Genomic DNA, 15,572 nt, shown 5'->3' on the forward strand with positions numbered 1-15,572 from the left:
CGGGCCGCCGCCTCGCCGGCCCCTCGACTCGATCCCTGGACCGCTCATGCCCGCCACCTCCGCCCCATCCTCCGGAAGGCGAACGCGCGTCCGCGCCGTCGCCACCCCGTGGCTGTTCGCCACGCCCGCGATCGTCCTGTTCACCCTGTTCCTGATCATCCCGATCGGGTACGCGATCTACCTGAGCTTCCGCGGCTTCCGCATCGAGGGCGGGGGCGCGTTCGGGCGGCGCGTACAGACCTTCGTCGGCCTCGACAACTACCTCAGCGCCCTGACCGACCCCGGGTACGTCGCCGGGCTCGGCCGGGTCCTGCTCTACGGCGTCATCGCCATCCCCAGCGTGCTGGGCCTGGCGTTGCTGTTCGCGCTGCTGCTCGACACCCCGAGGGTGCGGGCGCGCGGGTTCGCCCGTACGGCGATCTTCCTGCCGTACGCGGTGCCCGGCGTGATCGCCAGCCTCCTGTGGGGCTTCCTCTACCTGCCCAGCACCAGCCCGATCACCTACCTGGCCGAGCGGCTCGGCGCGGGGCCGCTGGACTTCTTCGGCTTCCCCGCCCTCTACTTCTCGCTGGCCAACATCGCGCTGTGGTCGGGCGTCGGCTTCAACATGATCATCATCTTCACGTCGCTGCGGGCCATCCCCGCCTCCATCTACGAGGCCGCGCGCATCGACGGGGCAAGCGAGCTGCAGATCGCCTGGCGGATCAAGATCCCGCTGGTCGCCCCGGCGCTCGTGCTCACCGGCCTGTTCTCCGTGATCGGCACCCTGCAGCTCTACAGCGAGCCCGCCACGCTGCGCCCGATGTCGAACACCATCAGCGCCACCTGGGTGCCGCTGATGAAGATCTACCAGGAGGCGTTCATGAACGACAACCTGGGCGGGGCCGCCGCCGCCTCCGTCGTGCTGGCCCTGGGCATCCTCGTCATCTCGCTGCTCCTGCTGCGCTTCTTCCAGCGCCGGACCTTCGGGGACAACGCATGACCGCCGCCGCCCATCACCGCCGCCGCCCGGACGCCCGGCCCCGGCCGCGGCTGGCGCTGATCGTGCTGCTGCTCGGCGCGCTGTACTGCCTGACCCCCGTGGCCTGGGTGGTCATCGCGTCGTCCAAGTCCCCGCGCGAGCTGTTCACCACGTTCTCCTTCGCGCCCGGCAGCGGCCTGTTCGACAACCTCGCGAACCTCGGCGCCTACGGCGGCGGCCAGTTCTGGCAGTGGGGGCTCAACTCGCTCCTGTACGCCGGCCTCGGCGCGGTCCTGTCGACCCTGGTGTCGGCCATGGCCGGCTACGCCCTGGCCAAGTTCCGCTTCCGCGGGCGCCAGGTCCTCTTCTCGGTGATCCTGGCCGGCGTGCTCGTGCCCGGCATCGTGCTGGCCGTCCCGCAGTATCTCCTGCTGGCCGCCGTCGGCCTGGCCGGAACCCACTGGTCGGTGCTGCTGCCGGTGATCATCAACCCGTTCGGCATCTTCCTGTGCCGGGTCTTCGCGGCCGCGGCCGTGCCGCAGAGCACCCTGGAGGCGGCCCGCCTGGACGGCGCCGGCGAGGTCCGCATCTTCGGCAGCATCGTGCTGCCCATGATGACGCAGGGGCTGGTCACGGTCTTCCTGCTGCAGTTCGTCGGCATCTGGAACAACTTCCTGCTGCCCTTCATCATGCTCTCCGACCAGGACAAATATCCGATCACCCTCGGCCTGTACACGTTCCTGGGCAAGGGGGCGGGGGACGCCGACCTGTACCCGCTGGTCATCATGGGCTCGGCCGTCTCCGTCATCCCGCTGATCGTCCTCGTGCTGGTCCTGCAGCGCTTCTGGCGCGCCGACCTGCTCGCCGGCGGGCTCAAAGCCTGAAAGGGATCCGCACCGAATGAAGTTCACCGACGGGCTCTGGCAGCTGCGTCCCGGCGTCACCGCGCTGTACGCGGCCGAGGCGTACGACGTCGTCACCGGGGAGGGCGAGATCGGCGTCACCGCGCCGACCGCCGTCATCCGGCGCCGGGGCGACACGCTCAACCGGCCCGTGCTCTCGCTCAAGCTGTCGTCGCCGCTGGAGAACGTGATCCGCGTCCGTGTCGACCACCACGTGGGCGGCGGCGAGGAGCGCGGTTTCGAGCTGGTCGGCGCCGAGGACGGCCACGGCGCCGTCAAGGCGGACGGCGCGAACGGGACGACGCTCACCAGCGGCTCGCTGAGCGCGACCGTCGCGCCCGGAGCGCCGTGGAACCTGTCCTTTCACGGCGACGGCCGCCCGCTGACCTCCAGCGGCCACAAGTCCATCGGGTACTTCCGGCTCGCCGCCGACGCGCAGGTCGACCAGGGGCCGGCCGGAACCGAGCGGTCGCCCGTCCACCTCGCCCAGCAGCTCGCGCTCGGCGTGGGGGAGGTGGTCTACGGGCTGGGCGAGCGCTTCGGACCGCTGGTCAAGAACGGCCAGACGGTGGAGATCTGGAACGCCGACGGCGGGACCTCCTCCGAGCAGGCGTACAAGAACGTGCCCTTCTACCTGACCAACCGCGGCTACGGCGTCTTCGTCAACCACCCCGGCCACGTGTCGTTCGAGGTCGGGTCGGAGGCGGTCCAGCGGGTCCAGTTCTCGGTCGCCGGGGAGAGCCTCGAATACTTCGTGATCTACGGGCCGTCCCCCAAGCAGATCCTCGAACGCTACACCGCGCTCACCGGCCGCCCGGCCCGCCTGCCCGCGTGGTCGTACGGCCTGTGGCTGTCGACCTCGTTCACCACCGACTACGACGAGCGGACGGTGACCGCGTTCATCGACGGCATGGCCGAGCGCGACCTGCCGCTGTCGGTCTTCCACTTCGACTGCTTCTGGATGCGCGAGTTCAACTGGTGCGACTTCCAGTGGGACCCGCGCGTCTTCCCCGACCCCGAGGGCATGCTGGCCCGCCTGCACGCCAGGGATCTGCGCGTCTGCGTGTGGATCAACCCGTACATCGGCCAGCGCTCGCCGCTGTTCGCCGAGGCCGCCGAGCGGGGCTTCCTCCTCAGGCGGCCGGACGGGCCGGTCTGGCAGTGGGACCTGTGGCAGGCCGGCATGGGGCTGGTCGACTTCACGAACCCGGACGCGACCCGGTGGTTCCAGTCGAAGCTGCGCGCCCTGCTGGACCAGGGGGTGGACGCGTTCAAGACGGACTTCGGCGAGCGCGTCCCGCTCGACGTCGCCTACTTCGACGGGTCCGCGCCCGAACGGATGCACAACCTCTACACCCACCTCTACAACGCGGCCGTGTTCGAGGTGCTGGAGGAGCGGCGCGGCCGGGGCGAGGCGGTGCTGTTCGCGCGGTCGGCGACCGCCGGCGGCCAGCGGCTGCCCGTGCACTGGGGCGGCGACTGCGGGTCGTCCTACGAGTCCATGGCGGAGGTGCTGCGCGGCGGCCTGTCGGCGGCCTTCTCCGGCTTCTCGTTCTGGAGCCACGACATCGGCGGCTTCGAGGGCACCCCGGACCCCGGCGTCTTCAAGCGCTGGGTCGCCTTCGGGCTGATGTCCTCCCACTCGCGGCTGCACGGCTCGTCCTCCTACCGGGTGCCCTGGGCCTTCGACGAGGAGGCGGTCGAGGTGACCCGGCTGTTCACCAAGCTCAAGCTCCGCCTGATGCCGTACCTGTTCCAGGCGGGCGTCGAGGCGCACCGGACCGGGACGCCCGTCATGCGGCCCATGGCGATGGAGTTCCCCGGCGACCGCAACGCCACCTACCTCGACACCCAGTACATGCTCGGCCCCGACCTGCTCGTCGCCCCCGTCCTCACCCCTGACGGCACGGTCGAGGTCTACCTGCCCGAGGGCACGTGGACGAACTACCTGACGGGCGAGCGCGTCGCGGGCGGGCGCTGGCGCACCGAGCGGCACGGCTACACCTCGATGCCGATCTACGTGCGCGAGGGCGCCGTGCTGCCCATCGGCGCCCGGGACGACCGGCCCGACTACGACCACCTCGACGGCCTGACCCTGCGCGTGTACCCGGGCGCGGACGGCGAGACCGCGCTCACCGTCACGGGCCCCGGCGGGCCCGCGGTGTTCACCGTCAGGCGCTCCGGCGGCGAGGTGTCGATCTCCTCCAGCGCCTCGGGCTGGACGTACGAGCTCGCCTGACCGATCAGGTCAGGCGGTCCGTGACATCGGCTGATCGCAGGACGGGCGCCGGCGGCCCGAGGCGGACCTGGCGACGTCGGCGGCGAGGAGCTCCTCCAGCTCGGCGAGGTCGCCGGTCTCCGCCGCCGCGAGGAAGGTCCGCACGAGGCGCCGGTGCGCGGCGGTGTCCACCGGCCGGCGCCGCTCGGTGGCCAGGCGCTCGTGGGCGCGCCGCACGAGCTGCCGCGTGTGGTCCGTGCCCAGGTGCAGGATCTCGGAGATCCGCCGGTACGGGTAGTCGAACGCCTTGCGGAGCATGTACGCGGCGCGTTCGGCGGGCGTCAGCCTCTCCAGCAGCAGCCGTACCGCCGCGTCCACCGCGTCGTGCTGCTCGGCCGCCGTCTCGGGCCCGATGGCGCGGTCGACCGTCTCGGGCAGCCAGGGGCCGGCGGACGTCTCGCGGCGCCTCCGGGCGGACTGCGTGACGTTGATCGCGAGCCTGGTGGTGGTCAGCGCGAGGAACGCGGGCGGGCTGAGGACGTCGGAGCGGTCGGCGCGGGCCCAGCGCAGCCACGCCTCCTGCACCACGTCCTCGGCCTCGCCCACGTCCTCCAGGACGCGGAGCGCGATGGAGAAGAGCCGGGGCCTAGTGGTGACGAACACCGAGGCCGCGTCCAACTCGCCCGCCGACCGGTCGTCCGTCGGACTGGTCGGCGTCGTATGGTCCCCGTACGGTTCCAGCACATTCATGGTCACGGTCTTGGCTCCGTTCACCCCCGGCATCCGGCGATGCCACCTGGCATTACGGTCGCTCCGCCGACCCCTCCATCGCGCCCTGGGAAATGCGTGGCCCGTACCCTGGTCCCCGGGTCGCCGGCACCCCAGGGGCCCGGGGTGTCCCTGGCCCGGGTGGCGCCGTGACGGTCGTCCCGGCCCTGGCGGCGAGCACCGCGGGAGCGTCCCGCAGCGCCCCGATCGCCGCCGGTCGCCCGGTCGCCGTGACGAACCTGACGCAGGCGTCGACCTTCGGCCCCATCGACCCGGCCGGGAAGCGCATGGCGCGCAGCTCGTCGGCGTCCACCGTGGACAGCGGCCGCTCCTGAGGGGTGCCGAAGTCGCGCCGTACGGCGTCCACGTCGGTGAGCACCACGAGCCGGTCGGCCCCCAGCTCGATCGCCAGCAGCGCCGCCGTGAGGTCCTTGTCGACCACGGCCTGCGCGCCCTCGAAGCGCCCGCCGTCCCGGGCGAGGACGGGCACGCCGCCCCCGCCGCCGCAGATCACCGTCGTGCCGCCGGCCACGAGCTGCCGGATGGTGGGCAGCTCGAGGACCCGTCGGGGCTCCGGGGACGCGACGACCCGCCGCCAGGCCAGGCCGTCCCTGGCGACGGCCCACCCGTGCTCCCGCGCCAGCCGCCGGGCCTCCAGCTCCTGGTAGCCGCGGCCGACGAACTTCGTGGGGGAGCGGAACGCCGGGTCGTCCGCGCCGACCTCGGTCCGCGTGACGATCGTGACGGCCGGCCGGGCGATGCCCGCGTTGCCCAGCTCCTGCGCCAGCCAGTACCCGATCATGCCCTGCGTCTGGGCGCCGAGCGTGTCGAGCGGGAACGGGTGGGCCAGGGCCGGGTCGTTCTCGCTCTCGACGGCCAGCAGCCCGATCTGCGGCCCGTTGCCGTGGCAGAGCACCAGCGTGTGCTCGGCGGCGAGCGGCGCCAGCGCGCGGGCCGCGGCGCGCACGTGCCGCCGCTGCACGCCCGCGTCGGGGCGCTCGCCGCGTTCGAGCAGGGCGTTGCCCCCTAGGGCGACGACCAGCAGCACGTCACTCTCCCAGCGCGGCGACGAGCAGCGCCTTGATGGTGTGCAGCCGGTTCTCCGCCTGCTGGAAGACCACGGAGGCGGCCGAGCCGAACACCTCGTCGGTGACCTCGGCCCCGGCGAGCCCGTAGCGCTGGTGGATCCGCTCGCCGAGCTCGGTGGTGGTGTCGTGCACGGCCGGGAGGCAGTGCAGGAACCGCGTGTCGGGACGGTTCGTGGCGGCCATCACCTCCGACGTGACCCGGTAGGGCGTGAGCAGCGGGACGCGCCGGTCCCACTCGGCGTCGGGCTCGCCCATACTGACCCACACGTCGGTGTAGACGAACGCGGCCCCGTTGAGCGCCTCCGCCAGGTCGTCGGTGACCGTCACCCGGGCGCCGCTGGCCGCCGCCATGCGCTCGGCCTCCTTCACCAGCGTCTCGGGCGGGCTCAGCTCCCGGGGCGCGGCGATCCGCACGTCCATGCCGAGCATGGCCCCGGTGATGAGCAGCGACCGGGCGATGTTGCCGCGCCCGTCGCCGGTGAAGCAGCAGCTGATCGCCTCCAGGTCGCCGGCGTGGTGCTCGCGCATGGTCATGACGTCGGCGAGCATCTGGGTGGGGTGCCACTCGTCGGTGAGCCCGTTCCAGACCGGTACGCCGGCGTGCCGGGCCAGCTCCTCGACGGTCTCCTGGCCGAACCCGCGGAACTCGATCCCGTCGTACATGGCGCCCAGCACCCGCGCGGTGTCCGCGACGCTCTCCTCACGGCCCAGGTGCGAGCCCGACGGCCCCAGGTAGGTGACGTGGGCGCCCTGGTCGTGGGCGGCCACCTCGAACGCGCATCGGGTGCGGGTGGAGTTCTTCTCGAACACCAGGGCGATGTTGCGGCCGGTCAGCGTGGGGCGCTCGCGCCCGGCACGCTTGGCCTCCTTGAGCGCCGAGGCGCGGTAGAGCATCTCCCGAAAGCCCTCGCGGCCGAGGTCGGTGACGGTGAGCAGCGAGTGGGTCATGACGGCTCCTTGGGGGAGGGGGATACGGGTTCCCGCAGGACGGGGCAGGTCATGCAGCGCGCGCCGCCGCGCCCGCGGCCGAGCTCGCCGCCGGCCAGCGGGATCACCTCGAGGCCGTGGTCGGCCAGCATGGCGTTGGTCGCGGTGTTGCGCTCGTAGCCGAGGACCACCCCGGGAGAGATCGCCAGGAAGTTGTCGGCGTCGTTCCACTGCTCGCGCTCGGCCTCGCGCCGGTCGCCGGCCGCGGTGAGGACGCGGACGCCGTCGTCCTCGATCGCCTCGCGCAGCCCGATGGTCAGCCCCGTCCCGGGCCGGACGCGGCCGTCGGGGGTGAGCAGCCAGACCCGGGTCGCGGCCTGGTCGAAATAGGGGTAGGCGACGAAGGTGGCGACGTCGACCATCGTCAGCACGGTGTCCAGGTGCATCGTCGAGCGGGCCTTGGGCAGCTCGACGGCCAGCACGCGGCGGGCGTGGCCGCCCGAGAACAGCCGCCTGGCCAGCATCTCCACGCCCATCGGCGTGGTCCGCTCGCCCATCCCGACCATGACCACGCCGTCGGCGATGACGTGGATGTCGCCGCCCTCCAGCGTGGCGGGGGTGTGGTCGAGGTCGTCGTCGCCGTAGACGGTCACGAAGTCGGCGCCGGCGAACAGCGGGTGGTGCCGGTAGACGGTCCGGGTGTTGATCGACTCCCGGCCGCGGGCCGGCTTGGCCATCGGGTTGACCGCGACGCTCCGCCCGATCCAGGCCGCGTTGTCGCGCTGGAACAGCGTGTTGGGCAGCGGGGTGAGCAGGAAGTCGTCGTCGCCGAGGCTCTGCCAGGCCACGCTGTCCCGGCCGGGCAGGCGGACGTCCGACTTCAGGAGCCCGCCGATCAGGTAGCCCGCCAGCACGACCGGGTCGGTGTCCATGAACAGCGCCCGCAGTTCCCTGGCCAGGGCCGGCCCGAACCGGTGGTCGGTGCACACGCGGGTAACGGCGAAGCGGCGGCCGGCGTCCGTCGCGAGCGCCTGCGCCAGCAGGTCGGCGAACAGGTGCACCCGCACGCCGTGGGCCCGCAGCACGTCGGCGAACGCGTCGTGCTCGCGGCGGGCCCGGTCGGCCCAGAGCACGTCGTCGAACAGCAGCTGGGCGGCGTTGTCGGGGGTCAGCCGGTCCAGCTCGGCCCCTGGCCGGTGCACGACGACCTCGCGCAGGCGGCCGATCTCGGAATGGATGCCGACCTTCAGGGTGACGTCCTGGCTCGTGGTCATCGCGCCACCGCCGGGGTCTCGCCGTACACGCCTCGCCTGGCCTTGACCCACACGTACACCGGCACGCCGAGCAGCAGGCAGAACGTCCCGTAGTAGACGGCCGGGTAGCCGCTGCCGGCCAGCGCCCAGAACCCGAACGCGAGCGCCAGCGCCGAGACGGTGACGTCGCGGGCCAGGCGCCGGGCCCGTGGCCGCCTGCCGTCGGTGCGCAGCCAGTACAGCTGCGCGGCGGCGGACAGCAGGTACGGCACGACCGAGGTGAGCACCGACAGCAGCACGACGGTGGTGAACACCTGCTCGAAGCTGGTGTAGCTGACGACGGTGAGCCCCGCGGCCAGCAGGGTCGAGACGACGATCCCGTACGCGGGGACCCCGGCGCGGCTCTGCCGGGCGAACGAGGCGGGGAACAGCCCGTCCCGCGCCGCCGCCCGGGGCATCTCGGCCACGATCAGCGTCCAGCCCACCAGCGCCCCGAAACCGGACACGACGGCCGCGACGGCGACCGTGGCCCCCGCCCACTGGCCGCCGAAGATGGCGTTGGCCGAGTCGGTGAAGGGGGCGGTGGAGGCGACGAGATCGTCGTGCGCCACGGTGCCGAAGACGGTGATGGTGCCGAGGATGTAGACGCCGGCGCAGGCCAGGGTGCCCAGCACGGTGGCCCGGCCGACGTTGCGCCGCGGGTCCCTGACCCGGGCCGCGGCGACCGACGCCGTCTCGATGCCCAGGTAGCTGAACAGGGCGATGGCGCCGGCGGCGCTGATCGCGCCGACCCAGGACGTCCCGCTCGCGTTGAACGCGCCGAAGTTCGCCGTGTCGATGAACAGCAGGCCGACCGTGGCCATGAACAGCAGCGGGACGAACTTCAGGACGGTCGTGACGACCTGGAACGCGGCGAAGCTCCGCAGTCCCAGCAGGTTGACCAGCGCCGGCAGCAGCAGCCCGGCCAGCGCGATGGCGATCGACCAGCCGGTCTCGTGGCCGGTGTTCCAGAACACCTCGACATAGCCCACCCACGCCACGACGATCGCCGCGTTCCCCGCCCACGCGGTGATCCAGTAGCTCCAGGCGATGAGGAATCCGGCGAACTCGCCGAACGCGTCGCGGGCGTACACGTACGGGCCGCCCGCTCCCGGCAGTCGCACCGCGAGCGCGCGGAACGTCAGCGCCAGCGCGATCGCGCCGATCGTGACCAGCACGAACGCCACCAGCGAGATCGGGCCGAACACCGCCAGGGCCGACGGCAGGGCGAACACCCCGGTCCCGATGACCGAGCCGACCACCAGCGCCGACGCCGTACCGAGCCCGAAACGGCCCTCGCCCGGCTCGGCTCCGGCCTGCGCCGGGGGGCCGTGGCGACCAGCAATCACCATGATCCACCTCTCTCACCACGAAAAATCAGATCGGTTCCGCCACTGGGACCGCGCGGCCACCCGCATCCGTGACAGGGGGATCAAGCGACCCCGTGACGTGCTTCGCCCACCAACCGAACCGTGCGGTACGCTTCGTGCCTACGCAGAACAGAGCGCCATTCGGACGCCCAGCGGCACGGATGGCCTGCGCGAACACGGTCGGCGGGGGCGATGTCATGGCGAGCAGGGATCCCGGTCCGCAACTACGCGGCCGGCAGCCCGAGTGCGAGACGCTGGACCAGCTCGTGGCGACGGTTCAGGACGGTCACAGCTCGGTCCTGGTGCTGCGGGGCGAGTCCGGCATCGGCAAGACGGCGCTGCTGGAGCACGTGCGCGCCGGCGCGTCCGGCTGCCGGATCGCCCGGGCGGCGGGCGTGGAGTCCGAGATGGAGCTGGCCTTCGGCGGGCTGCACCAGCTCTGCGCCCCGTTCCTCGACCACCTCGGCCGCCTGCCGGAGCCGCAGCGCGACGCGCTCGGCACCGCGTTCGGCCTGAGCGCGGGCAGCGCGCCGGACCGCTTCCTGGTCGGGCTCGCGGTGCTCAGCCTGCTCGCCGACGTGGCCGAGAAGGAGCCGCTGGTCTGCCTCATCGACGACGCCCAGTGGCTGGACCGGGTCTCCGCGCAGACCCTCGCGTTCGTCGCGCGCCGCCTGCTCGCCGAGCCGATCGGGCTGGTGCTCGCGGTACGCGAGTCCCACCTCGAAGCCGAGCTGACGGGGCTGCCCACGCTGGAGGTGGGGCGGCTGAGCGACAGCGACGCCCGCGCCCTGCTGGACTCCGTGACCCCCGGGCGGCTGGACGAGCGGGTCAGGGACCGGATCGTGGCCGAGGCGCAGGGCAACCCGCTCGCGCTGCTGGAGCTGCCGCGCGGATTGACGCCGGCGGAGCTGGCCGGCGGGTTCGGGCGGCCCGACGCGCGCCCGCTGGCGAACCAGATCGAGCAGAGCTTCCTGCGTCGCGTCCGGTCGCTGCCGGCCGCGACGCAGCGGCTGCTGCTCATCGCGGCGTCCGAGCCGGTCGGCGATGTGACTCTGCTGACCAGGGCAGCGGAGCTGCTGGGCATCGACGCGGGCGCCGCGGCCCCGGCGGAGGCCGTGGGCCTGATCACCATCGGGACCCGGGTGCGCTTCCGCCACCCCCTCGTGCGCTCGGCCGCCTACCGCGTGGCGGCCCCGGAGGACCGGCAGAGCGTGCACCGCGCGCTGGCCGACGCGACCGACCCGCGGGCCGACCCCGAGCGCCGGGCCTGGCATCTGGCCAACGCGACCGCCGGCCCGGACGAGGCGGTGGCCGCCGAGCTGGCGCGCTGCGCCGACCGGGCGCAGGCGCGCGGCGGCGTCGCGGCGGCCGCGGCCTTCCTGGAACGGGCGGCCGAGCTGACCCCCGATCCCGCCCGCCGGGGCTCCAGGGCGCTGGCCGCGGCCCGCGCCAAGCACCAGGCCGGGGGATACGACGCCGCGCTGGAGCTGCTCGACGCCGCCGAGCTCAGCCCCCTCGACGAACGCGAGCTCGCCCGGGCCGACCTGCTGCGCGGCCAGATCGTGCTCGCGTCCAGAAGCGCCCGCACCGCCCTGCCGCTGCTGCTCAAGGCGGCCGAACGGCTGGAGCCGCTGGATCCCGCGCTGGCCCGCGAGACGTACCGCGACGCGCTCTACGCGGCCCTCACCGCCGGCCGCGTGTCGAGCGGCGTCCAGCTGCTGGACGTCGCGCAGGCGGCACTCGCCGCGCCACCGGGACCCCCGCCGGCCCGCGACGATCTGCTCGTGAACGGCCTGGCCCTGATGACCGCCGAAGATTTCGCGGCGGGCCTGCCGATGGTGCGGCAGGCCCTGGCGGCCTTCCGCACCGAGGACCTCACCCGGGAGGAGGGCCTCGGCTGGCTCCCGCTCGCCAGCCGCATGGCCTTCAACACCTGGGACTTCGACGCCTACATGACGCTCTCGGCGAGGCTGATCGACCTGGCCCGCGAGATGGGCGCGCTGTCGGTGCTGCCGTCGGCGATCCTCCTGCACGTGTCGGCCCAGGTCCTCGCCGGCGAGCTGACCGTCGCCGACTCGCTGGCCGCCGAGGCGGCGGCGATCGGCGAGGCGACCGGCAGCCGCTTCATCCCCCAGTACGTGACCATGGTGATCGAGCCGTGGAGGGGCCGCGAGGCCTCGGCGCGCCAGGCGATCGACACGGTCACCCGCGACACCGTCCTGCGGGGCGAGGGCAAGGTGATGACCGCCACCCAGTGGGCGACCGCGGTGCTCTGCAACGGCCTCGGCCGCTACGAGGAGGCGTACGTCGCCGCCGAGCAGGGCTACGAGAACCCGCAGGAGCTCGGCCTCGCCATCAGGTCCATGGTCGAGCTCGTCGAGGCCGCCGCCCGGAGCGGCCGGCAGGCGCGGGCGGCCGAGGTGGCCCGGCGGCTGGACGAGCTGGCCCAGTCCGCCGGCGGCGACTACGCGCTCGGCATGTCGGCGGCCGTGCGCGCCCAGGTGAGCGAGGGACCGGCCGCCGAGGCTCTCTACCGCGAGGCGGTCGAGCGGCTCGGCCGTACGAGGGTCGTGATCACGTACGCCCGCGCCCGCCTGCTCTACGGCGAGTGGCTGCGCAGGGAGAACCGCCGCGTGGACGCGCGCGAGCAGCTCGGCGTCGCTTACGAGACGCTCAGCCAGATCGGGGTCGAGGCGTTCGCCGAACGCGCCCGGCGCGAGCTCCAGGCCACCGGCGAGACGATCCGCAAGCGCCCGGCCGACGTGGGCACCACGCTGACCGCCCAGGAGGCGCAGATCGCGCGCCTGGCAGGCGACGGGCTGACGAACCCCGAGATCGGGGCCCAGCTTTTCATCAGCCCGCACACGGTGGAATGGCATTTAAGGAAGGTGTTCGCGAAGCTCGGCATCGCCTCTCGCAAGCAGATCCGCACCACGCTGCTGAAAGGCACGGCGGCCACGGCCTGATCGCCCGCGACCGGTGACGGTCGCCCTCCGCGGAGCCTCCCGTACCAGCACGAACGTGTCACAGATCGGGGGCCCGCCCGGTCCAAGCCTCGGAACACATCCGATTCGTGGTGAAAGAGGCGGATCATGAGGACGACCTGTCGCCGGAGACGGACCGTGACCCCGCGGGCCTCAGCCTGGCCCGCGACGAGGTGGGGAACAGCGGCGCCCTCCCCCCGGCGCGACGGCCGGTGACGGCGATGTTGCGGGGGCGTCGCGCCGAGTACGAGCAGCTCGACGAGCTGCTCGACGCCGTCAGGCGCGGTGGGAGCCGCGCGCTGGTCCTGCGCGGCGAGGCCGGAGTGGGCAAGACGGCGCTGCTCGACCACCTGGCCGAGCGGGCACGGGAGTTCCGCGTGTGCCGCATCGCGGGCGTGCAGCCCGAGATGGAGCTGGTCTTCGCCGGGCTGCACCAGCTGTGCGCGTCGATGGCCGACGGCCTCGCGCGCCTCGCCCCGCCGCAGCGCGGCGCGCTGCACGCGGCCTTCGGGCTGAGCGCGGATCAGGTGCCCGACCACTTCCGCGTCGGCCTGGCCACGCTCGGCCTGCTGGCCGAGGCGGCCCGGGACCAGCCGCTGCTGTGCCTGGTGGATGACGTGCAGTGGCTCGACCGGGCGTCCGTGCAGGCCCTGGCGTTCGCGGCGCGCCGCCTGCGGGCCGAGTCGGTGGCGATCGTCTTCGCCGCCCGGGTGCCGGACGAGGCGTCGGAGCCGGCGGGCCCGCAGGAGCCGGCGGTGACCGGCCTGCCGGAGCTGGCGGTGACCGGCCTGCCGGACGACGCCGCGCGGGAGCTGCTGCGCTCCGTGCTCCCCGGGCCGTGGGACGAGCGGGTGCTCGACCGGATCGTCGCAGAAACGCGCGGCAACCCGCTCGCGCTGCTGGAGCTGCCGAAGGACCGCACCCCGATCGACCTCGCGGGCGGGTTCGGCCTGCCGGGCTCACGCGCCCTGACGGGCCGGATCCAGCAGGTCTACCAGCGGCGGCTCCTGGCGCTGCCGCCGCAGACGCGGCGGTTGCTGCTGGTGGCGGCGGCCGAGCCGGGCGGCGAGCCGGGCCTGCTGTGGCGGGCGGCCGACCGGCTGTCCGTCGGCATCGAGGCCGCGACGCCCGCCATCGCCGCCGGGCTGGTGCAGATCGACCATCAGGTACGTTTCCCGCACCCGCTGGTGCGTTCGGCCGTGTACTGGGCGGCCTCGCCGGAGGAGCGGTGCCGCGCGCACCGGGCGCTGGCCGAGGCCACCGATCCGCGGGCCGATCCCGACCGCCGCGCCTGGCACGCGGCACAGGGCACCCGCGGCCCGGCCGAGGACGTCGCCGCGCAGCTGGAGCGGTCCGCCGACCGGGCACGGGCCAGGGGCGGGCTGGCGGCAGCGGCGGCGTTCCTGGCGCGGGCGGTCGAGCTGACCCCCGATCCGGCCCGCCGCCAGGAGCGCGCGCTGGCCGCCGCGCGTGCGGCCCACCACGCCGGCACGCCCAGCGCCGCGCTGAGGCTGCTGTCCATCGCGGAGGCGAGCCCGCTCGACCGGTCGCGGCGCGGCCGGGCCGACCTGCTGCGCGCCCAGATCGCCTTCGCCACGGACCGCGGCGCTGACGCCCCCGCCCTGCTGCTCAAGGCCGCCCAGCAGCTCGAACCGCACGACGTGCCGCTGGCCCGCGAGGCGTACCTGGAGGCGATCAGCGCCGCGCTGTTCGCCGGCCCCCAAGCCACCGGCTGCGGCCAGCTCGAAGCGGCCGAGGCCGCGCGGTCCGTGCCCCCGCCCGCGGGGCCCGCCCGCCCCGCGGACCTGCTGCTGGACGGCCTGACCGCGCTGATCGGCGAGGGCCACGCCGCCGGGGTGCCGAGACTCAAGCCGGCGCTGGCCGCCTTCCGGGCCGACGACCTCCCCTCGGACGAGGGGCTGGACTGGCTCTGGCTCGCCGGCACGTCGGCCGCGACGTCGTGGGACGGCGAGACCTGGGACCTGCTCGCCACCCGGCACCTCCGGCTCGCCAGGGAGAGCGACCAGGCCACGGCGCTGCCCCTGGCCCTGACGACCCGCATCGCCGTGGACGCCTTCGCGGGCGAGCTCACCACGGCCGCCTCGCTGGTCGAGGAGGTGAGGACGGTCTCGGAGGCCGTCGGGATCCCGTGCCCGGCCTACGGCGCCCTGACCGTGGCCGCCTGGCGGGGCCACGAGGCCGACCACGCCGGGCTGATGAAGACGGTGGTCGCGGAGGCGGTCCGCCGGGGCGAGGGCAGCGCGCTGATCGTCGGGGGGTGGACGAAGGCGCTGCTCGGCAACAGCCTCGGCCGGTACGAGGACGCCCTGTCCGCCGCGGCCGACGCCGCCGATCACCCGCACCGGGACACCAGCGCCGCGGTGGGCTGGGCGCTGGCGGAGTACGTCGAGGCGGCCGTCAGGAGCGGCGAGCCGGAGCGTGCCGCCGACGCCTTCCGCCGGCTCCGCCGGCTGACCGGGCCGAGCGGCACGGACTGGGCACGGGGCATCGAGGCGCGCTCGCGGGCCCTGGTCAGCGCGGACCCGGCCGCCGAAGCGCACTACCGCGAGGCGATCGACCGGCTCGGCCGTACCGCGATCCGGGGCGAGCTGGCCCGCGCCCACCTGGTCTACGGCGAGTGGCTGCGCCGCGAGCGCCGCCAGCGCGACGCCCGCGAGCAGCTGCGCACCGCCCATGAAGCGTTCACCGCGATGGGCATGGAGGCGTTCGCCGAGCGGGCGGAGCGCGAGCTGCTGGCCACCGGCGAGCAGGCCCGCAGGCGCACCGTCGAGACCAGCGGCGAGCTCACCGCGCAGGAGGCCCAGATCGTCCGGCTGGTCCGCGAGGGCCTGACCAACCCGGAGATCGGCACCCGGATCTTCATCAGCCCGCGCACGGTCGAATGGCACCTGCGCAACATCTTCGGCAAGCTCGGCGTCACCTCCCGCAGGCAGCTGCAGGGCGCCGGCAGCAGGGCGTAGCCACCCCCGGGCCACCCCCGGGCCACCCCCCGGGGTGCGCCCCGTGGGTCACCCGGGTACGACCGGCGCCTCCTCCCGGCA

The 15,572-nt window shown here is 74.0% G+C and carries 10 protein-coding genes; 5 read left to right on the forward strand and 5 right to left on the reverse strand.

Features of this window, described 5'->3' with window-relative positions; genetic code table 11:
- Positions 1 to 46: 46 nt before the first annotated feature.
- From FH608_RS18065 to yicI, 3 genes are read left to right on the forward strand one after another with little or no spacing between them, the layout of a single operon-like run.
- Positions 47 to 982: a carbohydrate ABC transporter permease gene (locus tag FH608_RS18065; protein ID WP_139631693.1), complete on the forward strand. Its 936-nt coding sequence runs from the start codon at positions 47 to 49 to the stop codon at positions 980 to 982.
- The gene (locus FH608_RS18070) at positions 979 to 1,845 is read left to right on the forward strand and encodes a carbohydrate ABC transporter permease (RefSeq protein WP_139631694.1); all 867 of its coding nucleotides are present in this window, start codon (positions 979 to 981) and stop codon (positions 1,843 to 1,845) included. The genes FH608_RS18065 and FH608_RS18070 overlap by 4 nt, the downstream gene beginning before the upstream one ends.
- Before the next feature lie 16 nt (positions 1,846 to 1,861).
- Positions 1,862 to 4,102 (forward strand): alpha-xylosidase, encoded by a 2,241-nt coding sequence (gene yicI, locus FH608_RS18075; protein ID WP_139631695.1) that lies wholly within the window; start codon positions 1,862 to 1,864, stop codon positions 4,100 to 4,102.
- A 9-nt stretch (positions 4,103 to 4,111) separates the two neighbouring features.
- On the opposite strand, the gene FH608_RS18080 is transcribed toward yicI, so the two are convergent.
- The 5 genes from FH608_RS18080 to FH608_RS18100 are packed head-to-tail and all read right to left on the reverse strand — an operon-like array spanning position 4,112 to position 9,508.
- Positions 4,112 to 4,831 (reverse strand): sigma factor, encoded by a 720-nt coding sequence (locus FH608_RS18080; protein WP_139631938.1) that lies wholly within the window; start codon positions 4,829 to 4,831, stop codon positions 4,112 to 4,114.
- Positions 4,832 to 4,883: 52 nt separating this feature from the next.
- Positions 4,884 to 5,897: a carbamate kinase gene (locus FH608_RS18085; RefSeq protein WP_139631696.1), complete on the reverse strand. Its 1,014-nt coding sequence runs from the start codon at positions 5,895 to 5,897 to the stop codon at positions 4,884 to 4,886.
- A gap of 1 nt (position 5,898) precedes the next feature.
- Positions 5,899 to 6,885, reverse strand: a complete 987-nt coding sequence (gene argF, locus FH608_RS18090) for an ornithine carbamoyltransferase (protein ID WP_139631697.1) — start codon at positions 6,883 to 6,885, stop codon at positions 5,899 to 5,901.
- Complete coding sequence (locus FH608_RS18095) at positions 6,882 to 8,138, reverse strand: arginine deiminase (protein ID WP_139631698.1); 1,257 nt, start codon at positions 8,136 to 8,138, stop codon at positions 6,882 to 6,884. Before FH608_RS18095 ends, argF begins: the two co-directional genes overlap by 4 nt.
- The gene (locus FH608_RS18100) at positions 8,135 to 9,508 is read right to left on the reverse strand and encodes an amino acid permease (RefSeq protein ID WP_139631699.1); all 1,374 of its coding nucleotides are present in this window, start codon (positions 9,506 to 9,508) and stop codon (positions 8,135 to 8,137) included. The genes FH608_RS18095 and FH608_RS18100 overlap by 4 nt, the downstream gene beginning before the upstream one ends.
- A 215-nt stretch (positions 9,509 to 9,723) precedes the next feature.
- Between FH608_RS18100 and FH608_RS18105 the strand changes: the two genes are divergently transcribed.
- Together FH608_RS18105 and FH608_RS18110 are read left to right on the forward strand one after the other, a co-directional pair.
- On the forward strand, positions 9,724 to 12,492 hold the full coding sequence (locus FH608_RS18105) for a helix-turn-helix transcriptional regulator (protein WP_139631700.1): 2,769 nt from the start codon (positions 9,724 to 9,726) through the stop codon (positions 12,490 to 12,492).
- 110 nt (positions 12,493 to 12,602) lie between these two features.
- A complete protein-coding gene (locus FH608_RS18110; RefSeq protein WP_226899653.1) occupies positions 12,603 to 15,491 on the forward strand; it encodes a helix-turn-helix transcriptional regulator in 2,889 nt (962 codons plus the stop codon).
- The last annotated feature ends 81 nt before the right edge of the window (positions 15,492 to 15,572 follow it).

It is taken from the genome of Nonomuraea phyllanthi, assembly GCF_006334985.2.
Lineage (GTDB): Bacteria > Actinomycetota > Actinomycetes > Streptosporangiales > Streptosporangiaceae > Nonomuraea > Nonomuraea phyllanthi.